The 17,519-nt window shown below is 31.4% G+C and carries 15 protein-coding genes and 1 pseudogene (1 of these 16 running past the window's edge); 14 read left to right on the forward strand and 2 right to left on the reverse strand.

Annotation, left to right across the window (positions count from 1 at the left end; translation table 11 throughout):
- Positions 1-124: 124 nt before the first annotated feature.
- The 9 genes and pseudogenes from AXY43_RS24660 (at position 125) to AXY43_RS24700 (ending at position 10,800) form a co-directional block, all read left to right on the forward strand.
- Positions 125-1,449: pseudogene (locus tag AXY43_RS24660) on the forward strand (aminotransferase class III-fold pyridoxal phosphate-dependent enzyme).
- Between the two features lie 13 nt (positions 1,450-1,462).
- Positions 1,463-2,614, forward strand: a complete 1,152-nt coding sequence (locus AXY43_RS24665) for an iron-containing alcohol dehydrogenase (protein ID WP_023975840.1) — start codon at positions 1,463-1,465, stop codon at positions 2,612-2,614.
- 72 nt (positions 2,615-2,686) lie between these two features.
- The gene (locus AXY43_RS24670; RefSeq protein WP_023975841.1) at positions 2,687-3,520 is read left to right on the forward strand and encodes an ABC transporter ATP-binding protein; all 834 of its coding nucleotides are present in this window, start codon (positions 2,687-2,689) and stop codon (positions 3,518-3,520) included.
- A gap of 2 nt (positions 3,521-3,522) precedes the next feature.
- Positions 3,523-4,299, forward strand: a complete 777-nt coding sequence (locus AXY43_RS24675) for an ABC transporter permease (protein ID WP_077831007.1) — start codon at positions 3,523-3,525, stop codon at positions 4,297-4,299.
- Between the two features lie 12 nt (positions 4,300-4,311).
- Positions 4,312-5,079 carry an ABC transporter permease gene (locus AXY43_RS24680; RefSeq protein WP_077831006.1) on the forward strand — a complete coding sequence of 256 codons (768 nt, stop codon included), beginning with the start codon at positions 4,312-4,314 and terminating at the stop codon, positions 5,077-5,079.
- 155 nt (positions 5,080-5,234) lie between these two features.
- A complete protein-coding gene (locus tag AXY43_RS24685) occupies positions 5,235-6,296 on the forward strand; it encodes an ABC transporter substrate-binding protein (RefSeq protein WP_012058172.1) in 1,062 nt (353 codons plus the stop codon).
- Between the two features lie 240 nt (positions 6,297-6,536).
- Positions 6,537-7,904 carry a dihydropyrimidinase gene (hydA, locus tag AXY43_RS24690; protein ID WP_023975844.1) on the forward strand — a complete coding sequence of 456 codons (1,368 nt, stop codon included), beginning with the start codon at positions 6,537-6,539 and terminating at the stop codon, positions 7,902-7,904.
- 143 nt (positions 7,905-8,047) lie between these two features.
- Positions 8,048-9,547, forward strand: a complete 1,500-nt coding sequence (gene preA, locus AXY43_RS24695) for an NAD-dependent dihydropyrimidine dehydrogenase subunit PreA (protein WP_171781196.1) — start codon at positions 8,048-8,050, stop codon at positions 9,545-9,547.
- A gap of 32 nt (positions 9,548-9,579) precedes the next feature.
- Positions 9,580-10,800: a Zn-dependent hydrolase gene (locus AXY43_RS24700; protein ID WP_017209570.1), complete on the forward strand. Its 1,221-nt coding sequence runs from the start codon at positions 9,580-9,582 to the stop codon at positions 10,798-10,800.
- A gap of 109 nt (positions 10,801-10,909) precedes the next feature.
- On the opposite strand, the gene AXY43_RS24705 is transcribed toward AXY43_RS24700, so the two are convergent.
- Entirely contained in the window at positions 10,910-11,344 is a 435-nt protein-coding gene (locus tag AXY43_RS24705; protein ID WP_012058176.1) for a CBS domain-containing protein, read from the reverse strand.
- A 280-nt stretch (positions 11,345-11,624) separates the two neighbouring features.
- Between AXY43_RS24705 and AXY43_RS24710 the strand changes: the two genes are divergently transcribed.
- A complete protein-coding gene (locus tag AXY43_RS24710; RefSeq protein WP_105412313.1) occupies positions 11,625-12,581 on the forward strand; it encodes an NAD(P)-dependent oxidoreductase in 957 nt (318 codons plus the stop codon).
- A gap of 155 nt (positions 12,582-12,736) precedes the next feature.
- On the opposite strand, the gene AXY43_RS24715 is transcribed toward AXY43_RS24710, so the two are convergent.
- A complete protein-coding gene (locus AXY43_RS24715; RefSeq protein WP_105412314.1) occupies positions 12,737-13,561 on the reverse strand; it encodes an MBL fold metallo-hydrolase in 825 nt (274 codons plus the stop codon).
- Between the two features lie 154 nt (positions 13,562-13,715).
- Between AXY43_RS24715 and AXY43_RS24720 the strand changes: the two genes are divergently transcribed.
- From AXY43_RS24720 to AXY43_RS24735, 4 genes are all read left to right on the forward strand, one after another.
- Positions 13,716-14,279: a GNAT family N-acetyltransferase gene (locus AXY43_RS24720; RefSeq protein WP_012058179.1), complete on the forward strand. Its 564-nt coding sequence runs from the start codon at positions 13,716-13,718 to the stop codon at positions 14,277-14,279.
- Positions 14,280-14,770: 491 nt separating this feature from the next.
- A complete protein-coding gene (locus AXY43_RS24725; protein WP_023975849.1) occupies positions 14,771-15,418 on the forward strand; it encodes a Fe-only nitrogenase accessory AnfO family protein in 648 nt (215 codons plus the stop codon).
- A 45-nt stretch (positions 15,419-15,463) separates the two neighbouring features.
- Positions 15,464-17,029 carry a hypothetical protein gene (locus AXY43_RS24730; RefSeq protein ID WP_105412315.1) on the forward strand — a complete coding sequence of 522 codons (1,566 nt, stop codon included), beginning with the start codon at positions 15,464-15,466 and terminating at the stop codon, positions 17,027-17,029.
- A gap of 221 nt (positions 17,030-17,250) precedes the next feature.
- Positions 17,251-17,519, forward strand: the 5' end (the start) of a protein-coding gene (locus tag AXY43_RS24735) for a PrsW family glutamic-type intramembrane protease (RefSeq protein WP_039772904.1). It continues 835 nt past the right edge of the window; the window shows 269 of its 1,104 coding nt (coding positions 1-269); it begins with the start codon at positions 17,251-17,253; its stop codon lies off the right edge, out of view.

A 17,519-nucleotide genomic window follows, 5' to 3' on the forward strand; every position in this document is an offset into this window, starting at 1 on the left:
ATAAAAACAACTTAAAGAAAAAACGAATTTAATAGAGATAACAGCAACGGAGCTTGTTCACTTGAATAAGTTCTGTTTTTTTATTTGAGGAGAATATTAAATGTATATGAGGGAGTGTATAAAGATGAATGGTGAAGAAATTAGGAGTACTTTAAAAGAATATAATTTACAATCATGGAGCAAACAAAGAAATTTAAATCCTATTTCAGTTGAAAAAGCTGATGGTATTTACTTTTGGGATTATGATGGAAATAGATATTCAGATATGTCGTCACAACTTGTTAATATGAATTTAGGTTTTGGAAATAAAGCGATTGGAGATGCAATAAAAGAACAAGTAGATAAATATTGTTTTGTAGGGCCATCTTATGGAGCCGAATCTAGAGCCAAGCTTGCAAAGAAGATCATTGAATTAATGCCTGATAATATGGGAAAGGTATTTTTCACAAATGCAGGTGCAGAATCAAATGAGAATGCCGTAAAGATAGCAAGAATGTTCACAGGTAAGACAAAGGTGTTCAGCCGTTATAGAAGTTATCACGGATCTTCGTTTGGTGCTGGTAATTTAACAGGTGAACCTAGAAGATATCAATTAGAACCTGGTATTCCAGGATTCGTAAAATTCTTTGATCCATATATTTATAGAGAACCAATAGAATTCGAATCAGAAGAAGCTGCAACAAAATATTACTTGGCCAAGCTAAGAGAACAAATAATTTATGAAGGACCTGATAGTGTGGCTGCAATAGTTTTAGAGACTATAACAGGTTCAAATGGAGTTATCATTCCGCCAAAAGGATATCTTCCAGGAGTTAGAGCTTTATGTGATGAATTTAAAATCTTAATGATTTGTGATGAAGTTATGACAGGCTGGGGCAGAACCGGTAGAATGTTTGGCTTTGAGAATTTTGATGTAAAACCAGATATAGTAACTTTTGCAAAAGGTGTTACTTGTGGATATGTTCAACTTGGTGGAGTTGTAGTAAGTAAAGAAATACAGCTTACTTTGATGATAATTTATTATCTTGCGGACTAACTTATAGTGGACATCCCCTAGCTTGTGCAGCAGGTGTAGCGTGTATAAACTATTATGAAGAAGCAGGTATACTAAAAAATGTTAACGAAGTAGGTAGTGTACTTGGTGAAAAACTAGAAGAGATGAAAGCTTCTCACCCATCAGTTGGAGATGTGAGGTATATTGGATTATTTTCAGCAGTAGAATTAGTAAAGGATAAAGGAAGCAAGGAACCCTTAGTACCATATGGAAAGGATCCGGAAGGAGTTATGGGGAAAATTCTAGGATTATTAAAGGAAAGAAAGTTTATGACATATACTCATGAGAACATGATACTTGTTGCTCCTCCATTAATAATTACAAAGGAGCAGTTAGAAGAGGAACTAGCTAAATTAGACGAAGTACTTGGAATTGTAGACAAACAATTTATCTAGATGAGGTGAGAAAATGGCATATGAATTTAGTTTACCAGGACGTACGATTATTGGAGATAATGCATTAGAATCAAGTGAAAATTTGATAAAATCCTTTGGAAAAAAAGCATTTATTGTATCTGGAAAAAATGTAACTAGAATTGGAACAGTTAAAGTTTTGACAGACTGTTTAAATAACTTAGGAATTGAATATGAAATTTTCAATGATATCATTGGAGAGCCTACTGATATAATGATTGAAAGTGGCGTAAAAGTTTATAAAAATGCTGAATGTGATTTCTGTATTGCCATCGGAGGAGGGAGTTCATTAGATAGCGGTAAAGCAATTGCTGCTATGACAAAATTAGAAGGTTCAATATCTGATTATATGGGAAAAACAATTGAAGGAGATTTTCCACCATTGGTTTTGATTCCAACTACAGCAGGGACAGGTTCAGAAGCTACCAAATTTACGGTTATTACAGATTCAAAGAGGAATATAAAAATGCTTCTAAAGGGAGAAGCATTACTACCTGATTTGGCAGTGATTGATTCCAAATTCTCAATGACATCACCTAAAAGCGTAACAGCGGCAACAGGAATGGATGCCCTAACTCATGCGGTAGAAGCTTATACATCAAGAAAAGCAAATTCCTTAACAGATACCTTCGCATTATCTGCAATCAAAAGAATTTTTGAGTTTTTACCATTGGTTTATAAAGATGGTGAAAATAAAAAGGCTAGAGAAGAAATGGCTATTGCTGCATATGAAGCTGGCGTATGTATAAATAATTCTTCAGTTACCTTGGTACATGGCATGAGCAGACCAATTGGAGCTAATTTTCATGTTGCTCACGGAATTTCAAATGCTATGCTTATAAAGGAATGCTTATCTTATGTTTTAGATGGAAGCTATGAACGTTTTGGTGCAATAGGTAGAGCAATTAATGCAACAAATGATAAGAAAAGCGATAAGGAAGCAGCAGAAGCTTTTCTAGAAAAATTAACAGAGTTATGTAACATATGTGAAATACCAACTTTAAAAGAGTATGGAATTAATAAAGAAGAATTCAATAAAGTCGTAGATAAGATGGCGCAAGATGCTATGAACAGTGGAAGTCCATCAAATACTATAAAAGAAGTTAAAAAGGAAGACTTATTAATTATATACAGTAAATTATGGTGAATATGAAGTGATTGCAACGGTGCAAAACAAATAGTTTTGTACCGTTTTTTGTTTAAAAGGAGGCGTAAATCAATGAGTATGTTAAATGAAATAGATACAGAATTTGAAAGCAGAAATGCTTTTAGGAAGAAAGAAGAAAAAGTAGAAATTAAAATTGAAGATTTAAGTATGGTTTACCAAGATAAGAATGGTGGAGAACCAGTAACAGCGCTTAAGAATGTTAATTTAGAAATCAAAGAAGGAGAATTTATTTCATTACTAGGTCCTTCTGGTTGTGGAAAGACAACATTACTTCGTATTATAGCTGATCTATTGCAACCTTCTTCAGGAAAAGTGATAGTACGAGGACAAAGCCCAAGAGAAATAAGACTTCAAAAGAAATATGGCATAGTATTTCAGAATCCAGTTCTATACGATTGGAGAACAGTAAGAAGAAATGTTTGTATGCCAATGGAGCTTCTAGGAATGAAGAAGCAGGATCGTACTTCAAGAGTTACGGAAATGCTTGATCTAGTTGGACTTACTAACTTTGGTACGCATTATCCTTATGAATTAAGTGGAGGGATGCAGCAAAGGGTTGGTATAGCAAGAGCATTAGCCATTAATCCGGAAATACTTCTTATGGATGAACCATTCTCAGCTTTAGATGAATTTACACGTGAAAAGCTTCATGAAGATCTTTTAGAAATATGGACAAAGACCAAAAAGACAGTAGTTTTTGTAACCCATAATATTTCAGAAGCAGTATTTTTATCGGATAAAGTTGTGGTTTTATCTCCACATCCAGGACGTGTTTCTGCTGTGATTGATATTGACATACCAAGACCAAGAAATATGGAGTCAAAACAGTCAAAACAATTTTATGATTATATAACCAAAATAAGAAATAGCTTTGAGGGGGTATGATTATGATTAGCAGGAAAGAGAAATATAAAGTTAATCTAGTTTGGGCTATAGGAATTTTTATAGTTTGGGAATTAGCAGCTTTCTTTCTAGAACAAGTGATGCATGATCCAATGGCTGGAGCAAAACTGCCTTATCCACATAGTGTCATCATATCAATAGCAGAAAATTTCACTGATTTAATGAGCGCAGCTGGACTTACTTTTTCAAGAGCTGTATTTGGGTTTGCACTTGGAGCTGCAATAGGATTTGTTTTAGCAATAATTATGAGTTTGTCGAAAATAGCAGAAAAAATATCATTACCTTATTTAATAATATCACAAATGATACCTGTACTCGGGTTAGCACCTATAATCTTTACTTTAGTCAGGGATATGAATACTTCTAGAATAGTAATTGCAGCATATATCACATTTTTTCCAGTTTCAGTAAATATGCTTAGTGGATTAAATAGTGTAGAAAGCGATAAGAAAGAATTGCTATACTCATATGCTGCAAAAAAGAAAAGCATATATTATAAGCTTATGATTCCATATTCAATGCCATATTTATTTGCTGGTTTAAAAATAGCGGCACCAATGTCAATAACAGCATCTATCTTAGTTGACATGTTAGGTTCAAGTGGTGGAATTGGAGTGAAACTTTTATACTCGTTATACTCAGGAACAAAAGATGTATTCTGGGGATCAGTAGTTACCAGCGCTTTAATGGGGATTTTGAGTTATTTTATAGTAATATTATTCGAAAAAATTTGTATGCCTTGGAGGAAACAGACTACATAGGGAGGTAATTTTATGAATGAAAAAATTAAAAATGTCTTATGGCCTTTAGGTTTTGGAATATTGATTATAATCGCATGGCAAGTTGGTATCATTCATGATGCATTAGGTTTTAAGCCCTTTCAATTACCAGTACCATCACAAATTATTAAAACTTTAAGTGATAATTTTTCTAAAGCTCTAACTGACACGATGATTACAGTTTCAGGGGCATTGGTAGGACTTGCTTTAGGATGCATAATTGGATTTATTGTCGCAGTGATAGCTACGCAGTTTCCAAAGTGGGGATATACAGGACTTAGTGTAATAGCAGCATTTAATGCAATTCCAATAGTTGCATTATCGCCTATTATGAATCGTTGGTTTACAAGCGGTTTTGCACAAAAGGTTGGTGTTGTAACGGTTGTATGTATGGCAGCAATGGCAATTAACTCATATAGGGGATTAAATGATTTGAAACCATTTGCAAAAGATTTATTAGAGTCATATGCAGCACCAGAAAAAATTATATTTTTCAAGCTTCGTTTACCTAATTGTCTTCCGAGTGTTTTAACTGCATTAAAAATTAATGTGGCAGCAGCAATAATGGCGTCTATGATAAGTGAATACTTTGCAGCATCAACTTCAGGTATTGGTTTTGGAATTAAAGATAATTTAAGAAAAGGAATGATGGCCATGGGGTGGTCCTATATAGTAATGGCAGCATTAGTTGGGATTGTTTTATACTTAATTATTTTATTAATAGAACGTAGAACCATAAAATGGCATGCGTCACAAAGATAATATCAACTTTAAAATAGAAAAGTTTAGTTCAACATAATATACTATTTGCTTTATGAGTAAAATTGAAAGTCATCGATATCTCTTAGAACTTCAAGAGAACACACAGATGGCATGTATAAGATAAATAATATTTATTTAATAAGGAGGAATTTATTATGAAAAAGAAGTTATTAGCTTTAGGGTTAGCTGTATTAATGATGGGGACGATGCTTATAGGATGTGGATCAAAAACATCAGAAACAACAGCGAAAGATGCAACTAAATCAGAGGATACTACAAAGAAGGATGGGGAGTTAGAAAAAGTAACACTTCAATTAAAATGGCTTCCGCAATCACAATTTATGGGATATTACGTAGCAGCAGCAAAAGGGTACTATAAAGATGAAGGAATAGATATTCAAATTCTTCCAGGAGGAAGTGACATTATTCCAGAACAAAATGTTTATAATGGTGTAGCCAATATAGGGGTAACTTGGGTTTCAAGTTTAATGACTTACCAAGCTCAAGGGTATGATTTACAAGAAATCGCTCAAGTATTTCAAAAATCAGGTATGTTATTAGTATCTAAAAAAGAAAAAGGTATTAATTCGCCAAAAGATCTAGCTGGTAAGAAAGTAGGTAACTGGTTTGGTGGCAATGAATATGAACTTCTTGCACTACTTTCAAAATACAATTTAGATAAAGAAAAAGACCTAAAACTTGTACAACAAGACTTTACAATGGATCAATTAAAAGAAGGATCAGTTGATGCAGCATCAGCGATGACTTATAACGAATTTGGTTTATTACTTGAAGGCGGCATGAAGAAAGAGGATTTAAATGTGATTGATATGAACAATGAAAGTGTTGCAATGATGGAAGATTGTTTATTTGTAAACTCTGAATGGGCAGGTAAGAATAAAGATTTATTAGTTCGTTTCTTAAAGGCATCTATAAAGGGGTGGAAAGATGCAGTCCAAGATCCTGAAGCAGCAGGAAAAACAGTTTATGATGTAGATAAATCAGTTTCATTAGATCACCAAGTTTATATGGCGAAAGAAGTTGCTAAACTTGTAGCACCTCAAGGATTTGATACTTCAAAAATTGGACAAATAGATATGAATGCAATTAAGCAAACAGGGGATTTCTTAAAACTTTATAATAAAGATTTAGCTAAAACTCCAGTGGTAGATGATACAACATTCACTTCAAAGTATTGGGAAGAAGCAACAAAATAATATGATAAAAATTGATTCATGTGTGGTTAAATCCACACAGAATCATCTTAAGATTTATATAACAAAAATTTTAATTTAAGAAAGTAATTTATCGCAAAAGAACTAATTTATTAAAAATACAAATATATTAGGAAGCCTAAATCAAAAGTACAACAAAAAGCAGAAGCATTAAAGAGAAAATTATTAACTAAATTAGTTATTTAGATATTAAGGATATATATAAATGGAAGGAGAATACTTATGGATTTAATTATTAAAAATGGAACTATTGTAACACCATTAGAATCTTATGTAGCTGACCTTGCTGTAAAAGGTGGAAAGATTGTAGCGATTGGAACAGGTTTTTCAGAAGAAGGTGCAAGTGTTGTAGATGCTAAAGGTAAGTTAATATTACCAGGGGCTATAGACGCACATACTCATTTAGCTATGCCGTTTGGAGGTACTGTTTCAGCTGACAGCTATCTTGCCGGAACACGGGCAGCTGCTTGCGGAGGTGTTACAACAGTATTTGATTATCCAATGCAAAGAAAAGGCAACGGAATAATTGAAACCATTGAAACAAGAAAAGAAATGTGTGATCCAGAGGCGTGCGTAGATTATGCATTTCATTGTATCATAACTGATTTAAATGAAGGAACTATCTTAGATGAATTTGAAGATGCGGTTGAATATGGAGTACCTAGTTTTAAATGTTTCTTAGTTTATAAAAAAGAGGGGATGATGGTGGATGATGCGACTTTAGTGAAAATACTATTGAAGGCTAAAGAAACTGGGGCGATGACAAACATCCATGCTGAAAATCCCGATTTGATTGATTTAAATATTGAAAACTTCTTAAAAGAAGGAAAAACTTCAGCATGGTATCACTACTTAAGCAGACCAGAATTTGTTGAAGCTGAGGCAGATAAAAGGGCAGTGCATTTAGCTAAATCCATAGGAGCCCCACTATATTTAGTTCATATGGCAGACAAGGAAGGATTAGAAACTGCTATTGAAGCCAAAAGAGAAGGTCATGATATATATGTTGAAACATGCCCACAATATTTGGAATTTACGTGCGATGTTTATAAAAGAGAAGATGGCAGAAATTTTGTATGTTCACCACCAATGAAAGGGCAAGAAAGTCAAGATGCACTTTGGAAAGCTATTAAATCAGGAGATATTGATACTGTAGCTACAGACCACTGCCCATTCCAAAGCTATGAAAAGGACTGGGGGAAAGATGATTTTACGAAGATTCCAAATGGGTGTGCAGGTGTAGAAAATTTATATCCATATATGCTTTCAGCAGCAAATGAAGGAAAAATAACTTTTAATAGAGCGGTAGAATTATGTTCATTTAATCCAGCTAAAATATTTGGATGTACAGAAAAAGGTTCTCTAACCGTTGGAAAAGATGCAGACATTGTAATTTATGATCCAAATAAAGACTTCACAATTTCGGTAGAGAATATGCATTCAGATTATGATCATACAATTTGGGAAGGAAAAACTCTTCATGGATATCCGGTTCAAACCTATGTGCGTGGGAATTTAGTTTACGATAATGGTGAATTCGTTGGAAAAGCAGGATTTGGACAATTTGTGAAACGAGTAGGAAGAAAGTAAATAGGAACTTGGCTTAGGTGATATTTGGTGCCTGGACTGTAGTTCAAGTTATCTAGGATTATGATACTGTTATCTACAGATTAAGAATAATGAGAGTTATAGTGGCTAAACATCAGATAAGCGATAATTTAGGAGGAATGGAAATGAGTAGTTTATTTTATAAAGATATTTCAACAAATGAATATGTGTCAGGGTGTTTGTTGTGCGATGAAGCACCTTGTCGCAAAGCTTGTCCCCACTCCATTGAAGTGGATGCTATTATCCGTTCTTTAAGGTTTGAAAATAAGGCTGGGGCAGTAAATAAACTGCCCAATCTACTTCCTTGTGACACATGTGAAGAAAAGCCATGTAAGGAGGCTTGCTTAAAAGGGAAAATTAATGAATCAGTACCAATTGACAAAGTTATGAAAGCAATATCAACTGAATCTAGAGTTAAAGAAAATGAAGTTGATTTAGAAATAGACTTCTGTGGGGTGAAGTGTGAAAATCCATTTTTCCTTTCATCATCAGTAGTTGGAAGTAATTACGAAATGGTAGCTAAAGCATTTGAAATGGGCTGGGCAGGGGTAGCATTTAAGACTATTGGAATGTTTGTACCAAAGGAGGTTTCACCAAGGTTTACTGCTTTAAGTAAAGAAAGTGTTCCATTTGTTGGTTTCAAAAATATAGAGCAGATTTCGGATCACACATTGGAAGAGAATATAGGATTTTTAAAAAGATTGAAAAAAGACTATCCAAGCAAAATTATTGTTGCATCAATCATGGGGCAAAACGAAGAAGAATGGACTAAATTGGCCAAGCTAATGACAGAGGCAGGAGCAGACATTATTGAATGTAATTTCTCATGCCCGCATATGACAAGTAAAGGCGTAGGTTCAGATGTTGGACAAAATCCAGATTTGGTAGCACTATATACTAAAGCTACTAGAAAGGGAACAAATTTACCTATACTTGCAAAGATGACACCTAATATTGGAAATATGGAAATACCAGCAATGGCTGCAATGGAGGCAGGAGCAACAGGTATTGCAGCAATTAATACAATTAAGAGTATTATGAATCTAAACCTAGAAAACTTTGAATCGGAACCTAATGTTGAAGGTAAGACTAGTGTAGGAGGATACTCAGGAAAAGCAGTAAAACCAATTGCTTTACGCTTTATTCATGATATGAAAGCTTGTGAAGAACTAAAAGATGCGCCAATAAGTGGGATGGGCGGTATTGAAACATGGAAAGATGCAGCTGAATTTATGGCCTTAGGATGTGAAAATTTGCAAATAACAACGTCTGTAATGCAATACGGGTATAGAATTATCGATGATTTAATTAATGGGATGAAATTATACTTAAGTTCACAAGGTTATAAAAATATATCTGAAATTGTTGGTAGTGCTTTACCTAATATTGTGCCAACAGATAAACTTGATAGAGATAGTATTTGTTATCCAAGGTTTGATAGGCAAAAGTGCATAGGATGTGGACGATGTTACTTATCATGTTATGATGGTGGGCATCAAGCAATTAAGGTAGACATAAATACAAGAATGCCAATATTGTTAGTAGATAAATGTGTAGGCTGTCAATTATGCAGTACTGTATGTCCTGCAAGAGCAGTAGAACCAGGAAAGAGAGTGAAAAAATAATTACTATACTAAATTTAAAGGGGGATATTCATATGTTAACTTGTAATAAAGAAAGGCTTCAAGACAAAATCACAACATTTAGTAAATTCGGGGATACAGGTAAAGGAGGAATCACGAGGTTGTCTTTATCACCTGCTGCTTTAGAAGCAAGAGAGGAATTTTGCAAAAGATGCAAAGCACTTGGTATGGAGATAAAAACCGACGATATGGCGAACATATATGCAACCATTCCAGGAGAGGAAAAGTTACCTGCTATTATGATGGGATCTCATGCTGATTCAGTTAAACAAGGTGGTAATTATGATGGTATTTTGGGAGTTCTTACTGGATTAGAAGTTGCAGAAACTATAGTAACTGAAAAAATAGCTCATAAACATCCAATAACAGTTGTTATATGGACTAATGAAGAAGGGGCGCGCTTTGAACCAGCAATGATGTCATCAGGTGTTATTACAGGAAAATTTGATAAAGATGTTATGTTAGCATCTAAGGATACTGAAGGAGTTACATTTAAGGAAGCATTAGAAGCTAGTGGATATATGGGAAAAATAGAAAATCGAATGAATCCAGAAAAATACAGGGCACTAGTTGAATTACATGTTGAACAAGGACCTGTTTTAGAAGATGAAAAAATTGATATAGGGGTAGTTGAAGGGGTTTGTGGAATGATAAATTATGAATTTACATTTAAAGGTCAAGCAGATCATGCTGGAACAACTCCAATGAAATATAGAAAAGATGCTCTATATGCGGCTGTAAAAACTATTCAATATCTTCATGATGAACTAGACAAGCTTGATAGTAAGCTAGTATATACAACAGGAAAGATTTCAGCTCATCCAAATATCCATACAGTAATTCCTGATTATGTTAAATTCACTTTGGATGCAAGGCATCAAGATCCAGAAGTAATTAATCAAGTTCTTGAAATAATTAAGGCTATTCCTAAAGTTGTTGAAAAATGTGAAACAAGTTATGAAAAAGCTTGGTCAAGAAATACAGTTCATTTTTATTCTGACTTTGTAGATTATGTTGAAAAAAATGCAAAAGAATTTGGATATTCAACAAAAAGAATGTATAGTGGTCCGGGACATGATGCACAATTTATTACAGATATCATTCCAACTACAATGATCTTTGTTCCAAGTGAAAAGGGGCACAGTCATTGCGAAAAAGAATTTACACCACTTGAAAACTGTTTAAAGGGTGCAAATGTTTTGTTGAAGACAATATTAGATATTGATAATAATTAATTTTTATAACATTAAATAAAAACAATTTCATGGCATAAACATCATGAAATTGTTTTTATATTTACAATTAAAAAAAGTATAATTGTACTATTTTTTACTGATATAACATTTATATATGATTGTTTGTTCCAGGTTCTGAAATATTTTTAAGAGCAACCTCAGCATTATCCTGTAGATTTGGTTCTTGTGAAATATCACCAAGAGAAACGATACCGATAACACTGTTATTTTCTACAATAGGTAATCTTCTTATTTGATGTCTGCTCATTAGTCTTACTGCATCATGAACATCCATATCAGGACTTCCTGTAACAGGATTTGAAGTCATATAATCACATATCTTTTGTTGGTCTGCACTTGCACCTGATGCTACACAATCCAAAGCAATATCTCTATCTGTAATCATTCCAACTAATTTGTTTGAGTTATCACAAACAGGTATTGCGCCCACGTCAAATTGTCTCATCATTTGAGCAGCTCTTTCAATAGAATCTTCTGAATTTAAACTCACTATATCTTTTGACATTACATCTTTTATTTGCATAATGATCACCTCCAAAAATATATTTCCCTATGAATATGTTTTTTATTATTAAAATTTCTTAGCTGATAAAAATTTAGAATGAATAGATTTATCGAAATACTTATGTTAATTCTTGAAATAAAAAATGCAGAAAAAACATCTATTTTTTAAGAGAGGTGAAATATTATTAAATTTTAATTAATAGGATAAAGTTAACATTTAAAATGTTATAATATTGTAGAGTAATATTACTTAATACTTTCACGCTATAAAAAGTGAAAAAGAGAAGTAGGAGGATAAAATGAATAATATTGTGTTTCTTAATGCAAGCAGAATAAACTTTGATGGACAACTTGATTTTTCATCGCTAGATAATTTAGGTAAAGTGACTAAATATGAAGATAGCAGCAATGATGAAATCTTAGAACGGGTAAAAGAACAAAATATTGTAATTACAAAGGAACTTACAATTAGCAAGGAGTTAATAGAAAAGTTTCCATCCAGTGTTAAATTAATTTGTGAGGCTGGTACTGGGTATAATAATATTGACATAATAGCAGCAAGAGAAAAGGGTATATCTGTATGCAATGTACCAGGATATAGCAGCGAAGCGGTTGCACAACTAGTAATTACATTTATTCTAAATTTAAGTTCATCATTAGCGCAGCAGCAAAGAATGATTGAAAATAAAAATTACAGTAATTTTACTAAATATCTTCAGGTCCCTCATATAGAAATACAAAATAAAACACTTGGAATTATAGGTGCTGGATCTATAGGAATACAAGTCATGAATGTAGCTAAAGCATTGGGAATGAAAATACTTGTATACAGTAGAAGCTATAAAGATTTAGGTGATTCAAACATCAAATTTGTCAGCCTTGAAGAACTTCTAAAAGAAAGTGATTTTGTTACAATACATTGTCCACTTACAACAGAAACAAGATATCTTATTGACAAGTCTAGATTAGATCTTATGAAATCGTCATCATTCATTATAAATACATCTAGAGGCGCCATTATAAAAGAAACTGATTTAATTGAAGCTCTGAATAATAAAAAGATTGCAGGTGCTGCACTTGACGTTCAAGATCCAGAACCTCCAGAATTAAATAATCCACTTTTTAACATGGAGAATGTCATTCTTACTCCACATATAGGTTGGAAATGTTTTGAGTCTAGGCAAAGGCTTATAAATTTATTAGCAAATAATATCGAAGCTTTTATTAAGAACGAACCTGTTAATATTATTGTTTAAGATTAAGTATCAAGTAATGCGTATGTTTTGAGATTTACAATATATTCACTAGGTTTTATATGACAAAAACTATATCCCAGCAATTAGTTAATAATAATTGTTGGGATATATACTAGTTGTTTATTGCTACTTAGAAAATTAGTGAGGTTATTTGCTCATCTATGTGCTTTACATATTTTAACCATCTCACCATGATCTCCAATCCAGCATTTAATTCCAGGATATTTTGCATTAAGATAATCATAGAACAATATAGGATTTTCGCTATTATCATCAAACATTTCATAGTGCCCTGGAACGACCAAATTCGGTTTAATAGTTCCAGCTAAATCAACTGCTTCTTGATAAGTTATATTTCCTATTAAATTTTCCCTATATCTTTTAGCATCTCGCCCATTGATAGGAAGAAACATAATGTCAAAGTTATCCCACTGCCTTAATTTTGAGAAGATACCATCATACATACAGGTATCACCAGAATGGTATACAGTACATCCATTTCCCTCAATTATATAACCTAAGTATGGATAATGCCCGGACGAATCTTGATCTAAAAACTCATGAGCTGAAGGAATTGCGGATATTTTTAAATCTTTTTCTGAAATGGATAATCCATCATCCAGACCTATAAATCTATTTTTAGGTATTTTTAAGTCATCTGAAAGCTCAGTGATAAGAAGCTTTGGAACTACAAATTTTGCGTTGGGTGAACTAATAGATAAGTGGTGCCATACATCTCGATCAATATGGTCAGGATGATCATGAGTGCCAATTATAAAATCTGCATTGACAATTTCCTCTGGCTTTAATAGTGGAGGAATATTTCTATTAGGCCAATCCGATAGAAACGCATCTAAATAGATGGTGGTTTCAGCTATCTTAATAACATATCCTAGCTGTCCAAGCCACCAGAACGCAACATCTCCCTTTTCTAAAATACATTCATCAATATCTTTTATCAATTCAATTCCAGTTTTCATAATAACACCATCCTTTTTGAAATAATTATATATTACCACAAGTGGTTCATATTGTAATTATTTTTTTGAATAGTAAGAATTTGAGAATAGAAAAAATATGTTATAATTAGAGAAATAGTTTTGAGAAAATAAGATAATGATAGGATGAACGAAAATGAATCTAAAAGAACTAAATAACGAAGATATTGAAATTATCTATAATGAACATATGATAAAAGATTTTCCGTATGGGGAATTAAAGCCTCTTGATGTAATACAGAAACTTAATAAAAGAAAAAATTACATATGTATAGGTTTGTATAATAATAATGAACTTCTAGCATACGCACTTTTAGCTTCATCAAAATCATATTTGTTAATTGATTACTATGCGGTATGTAAAGAACATAGAGATGAAGGAATTGGAAGTGAATTTTTAAATATACTACAGGAGCATTTTAGAAATTATGATGGAATTATAGTAGAAGTAGAGAGAGTAGAATGCGGACCTAATGAAAGCGAGAAAATTATTAGGAAAAGAAGAATTGACTTTTATAAAAGAAACGGGATGAGAATGACAGATATTTATTGTAAATTATTTGATATAGATTATTGCATTATGTGTTTATGTAATGTAGATCTTGATGATTTGGCAATTTATTCAGGATTAAAGGATATATATAAAGAAATAATTCCAGGAAGCTTATATTCAAAATATGTTGAATTGAGTTATGTATAGTTTAAATCCTTAAAATATAAAAGGTCTATTTTTACTAGATTAAATAATAGCAAAGGCTTATTGAAAAATGTAATTTTAAAATATATAATAATGTTATTAAATAGCTATCTAAATCAAAGCTGTAAAAAATAAAGATAAATTAATTCTTTCAAAATGGCTATGAAGTCTAATTTTTATACTAAAAAAGTATATGAATTAGGCTTTTTTTATTCCTTGAGAAAATTATATTCCAATAAAATTTGTGGATAATTTAAAAAAAGTTGATTGATTAGTTCTTGTATTTTAAAAAGAATAAAAAAGAAATCTTATTCGCCTGCCAAATTTTTCTCACATGCGTTCGAAAAGGCAGATGCGTGAAAAAATCTCAGGCTCCACAGTCGCCTGCGATTTTGTTCTTTCTGTTAATTAAAAAGATCAAATTCTTTTGTAACTAAAAATAAAATTTATTACAAAAGAATTTACAGAAATTAAGTATAAACATGGAGGTATTTATGGTTAATGAAATTGCAGTTTGTGTAAATGATTTTGGAGAGGTTACTGAATATGAGAAAACCAAATTTATTAAGGTTTTTACAAAGCAGAGAAATGAATGGAGAGTGGTTAAAGAATTAGTATTTGAATTCTGTTATACAAAGGATAGTAAAGAAAGTTACTTAGAAGTTTTAAATATTGTGCAAGAGCTAGGAAAATGCAAAGTTTTTGTTGCTAAGAATTTTTCAGATTTAGTTCATACTACATTGGATAAAATGGGATTGAGTTTGTGGAATATGGATGGAAATCCAATATGTTTTTTGGATTATATATTAGAACAAGAAAAAGAGGAAGAGAAAGTAAGTAAATTTATAAATCATTCAGATATAAGTAATGATGGGCAATTTATTATCTCATTAGGTAATGGGGGATGTGGGCGTTATATATTAAATCTTAAGAATTTGCAGAAGGATAATATAGGTATTACGTCTAAGCAAGCTTTGAAGCCATTTCTAAATAGAAAAATTTTTAATGAGCTAATAATAGCCTGCAGTCATATTCCAAATTGGTTAGAGGAAGATTTAACAAAATTGAATCTTAAATTTCAGTTTTCAAAGATTGGAGAAAGTGATTATATTGTTGTAATAAATAATTATGATGGGTATTAGGATTTAGATTCTAGATTCAGTATTAAATGCAAGGAGGAAAAAATAGTGGATATTGAAGTGCGTAATAATAGAAAGATAAATGTAAGTTCTTTTTCAAAAATTATTGCTGAACATTTAAATATTGATAGTAACATTATAAGAAATTATATATTTGCTAATATAAGTATAAGTCTAACGAGAAGCAAAGAAATGAAAAAAGATATTGATAAAATATATTATGAGGATAGACTGAAATATTATAATGCGGCTATAAATGACACTTGTATAAATTATACTACTATAAAGCAAGCAAATATTGAACAAGAAATATATTCACGTAGGATTGTTGGGGTACTTATAGAAGGGGAAACGGATAGTATGCTAAGAAGCAAAATTATTAAAGTTCTTAGAAAGTATTATCCAATTATATATAATGCTGTAAAGAAGCATGATAAGAAAATATTGAAAAATAGGTACATGAAAATGGATTTAATAACTAGAAATATAGAAGCAAAATTTGATGCGGCAGTATATCTATATTTTGCTATTTATATTTCACCAGAAATAGTAGATCAAGGGTTCGTAATTTCTATTCTAAACGATATTGAGGAGTTTGAATCTAAAAATTTTATAAATCAAAATATTGATATGGAGTTTGATAATTATAAGAATAGAATAAAAGAAGTTAGGTTGCTAATAAAGCGAAAGTTTGGGAAGATATATAATTTTAAAGATATCTTGAGAAATAATAATGAAGATGTTAGAAAGTTAGGCGAAATTTTAGAAGATTTGTTTATAATGAATGGGATTAATATAGAGAGTATGTTTGAAGACTCGCAATTTATTTGTATTGAGAAAATTATACTGCCTTATGTGAGGATAGTAAAAAATGAAGACTCAGACATAATTTTATTTTCTATTATTAGTGGAATATTTATGCAATCACTTATTAATGAGTATACGAAGGCAAGAAACTTATATTTTAATAATATGGAGGAGTCAAGTAGCTATAAATTAAGCATATTAGAAGAGCAGATGATTGAAGTTAAAAAAGAAAACATTAGCTTAAAAAATAAACTTGATTATTTTAACAAGGAAAAGTTAATGTATGAAAAGAGATTGAAGTCTGAATTAAGCAAGCTAGATAGCATATATAAATTAGAAATAAAGAAGAAGGAAGATCAAATTAGAATTCTTGAGAACAAATTAAATGAAGAAAAGATTTTAAAATTGGATTTAGAATATTTAAAAGAATATGAGTTTAATTCTGATACTAATCACAGAATTTCGGATTCTAACAAAAGATTAGAGAAATATACTATCATCAAAAAAATTATTATAATTGGCGGAGATAAGGAATGGAGAAGGCGATTTAGAATAAAATATCCAGAAATAAGAATGTTAAATGGTTTCAACGAAAACTTTGATATAAGAATTTTAAATACAGCTGATTACATATTTTTTTATACCCAATATATGAATCATTCGACGTTTCATAGAGCTATGGATTTTATTAAGCTTAATAAATGTAAATTTGGATATATAGGAAAGACGAATATAGATCTTGTAGAGGGAGAAATTATCGAAAAAATAATTACATGCGAAGGAAATAATGAAGAGTATATATACTAGAAATAATTAAATTTTTATGTAACAAAGAATTTATGGGTGAGTTATAAATTAATTCATAAAAAAATGAATTAATTAATTTATGATATTTAGCAAGTGTTAAAGGATGTAGAAATTATTTTTATACTTATTAGGGGATAGGTTGGGTATGTAATCAGAAAATTTGAATTACAAAAAAAATATTGGGAAAAATAATTAGAACCAGATTGAAGGAGGATAGATGTATGGAAAAAAACACTAAGGAATGTCCAAATTGCAAGAAAAAAACTGCTAATAATTCAAAGTCTTGTAGTTCATGCGGACTAAATCTTGATAGTGATGAAAATTATATAAGAGCTAAAGAAGAAACTAATAATGGAAATGATAGTTTTTTGAGCGAGTTAAACAAAATAGCGGGAGGAAGCGGGAAAGTAGAATTAAGATTAAGAGATCTAGTTGTTAATGTATTTAAAAAGCACACACCAGAAGAGAGAGAAAATACATTTATTTGCGG

It is taken from the genome of Clostridium sp. MF28 (assembly GCF_002969175.1).
Lineage (GTDB): Bacteria > Bacillota > Clostridia > Clostridiales > Clostridiaceae > Clostridium > Clostridium beijerinckii.

Excerpts from the sequence above, each read along its gene's own strand:
- AXY43_RS24675 (WP_077831007.1), top strand. The coding sequence starts at position 3,523 with ATGATTAGCAGGAAAGAGAAATATAAAGTTAATCTAGTTTGGGCTATA.
- AXY43_RS24715 (WP_105412314.1), bottom strand. The coding sequence starts at position 13,561 with ATGAAAACTGGAATTGAATTGATAAAAGATATTGATGAATGTATTTTA.
- AXY43_RS24700 (WP_017209570.1), top strand. The coding sequence starts at position 9,580 with ATGTTAACTTGTAATAAAGAAAGGCTTCAAGACAAAATCACAACATTT.
- AXY43_RS24720 (WP_012058179.1), top strand. The coding sequence starts at position 13,716 with ATGAATCTAAAAGAACTAAATAACGAAGATATTGAAATTATCTATAAT.
- AXY43_RS24725 (WP_023975849.1), top strand. The coding sequence starts at position 14,771 with ATGGTTAATGAAATTGCAGTTTGTGTAAATGATTTTGGAGAGGTTACT.
- AXY43_RS24670 (WP_023975841.1), top strand. The coding sequence starts at position 2,687 with ATGAGTATGTTAAATGAAATAGATACAGAATTTGAAAGCAGAAATGCT.
- AXY43_RS24680 (WP_077831006.1), top strand. The coding sequence starts at position 4,312 with ATGAATGAAAAAATTAAAAATGTCTTATGGCCTTTAGGTTTTGGAATA.
- AXY43_RS24665 (WP_023975840.1), top strand. The coding sequence starts at position 1,463 with ATGGCATATGAATTTAGTTTACCAGGACGTACGATTATTGGAGATAAT.
- AXY43_RS24710 (WP_105412313.1), top strand. The coding sequence starts at position 11,625 with ATGAATAATATTGTGTTTCTTAATGCAAGCAGAATAAACTTTGATGGA.
- preA (WP_171781196.1), top strand. The coding sequence starts at position 8,048 with ATGAGTAGTTTATTTTATAAAGATATTTCAACAAATGAATATGTGTCA.
- hydA (WP_023975844.1), top strand. The coding sequence starts at position 6,537 with ATGGATTTAATTATTAAAAATGGAACTATTGTAACACCATTAGAATCT.
- AXY43_RS24685 (WP_012058172.1), top strand. The coding sequence starts at position 5,235 with ATGAAAAAGAAGTTATTAGCTTTAGGGTTAGCTGTATTAATGATGGGG.
- AXY43_RS24705 (WP_012058176.1), bottom strand. The coding sequence starts at position 11,344 with ATGCAAATAAAAGATGTAATGTCAAAAGATATAGTGAGTTTAAATTCA.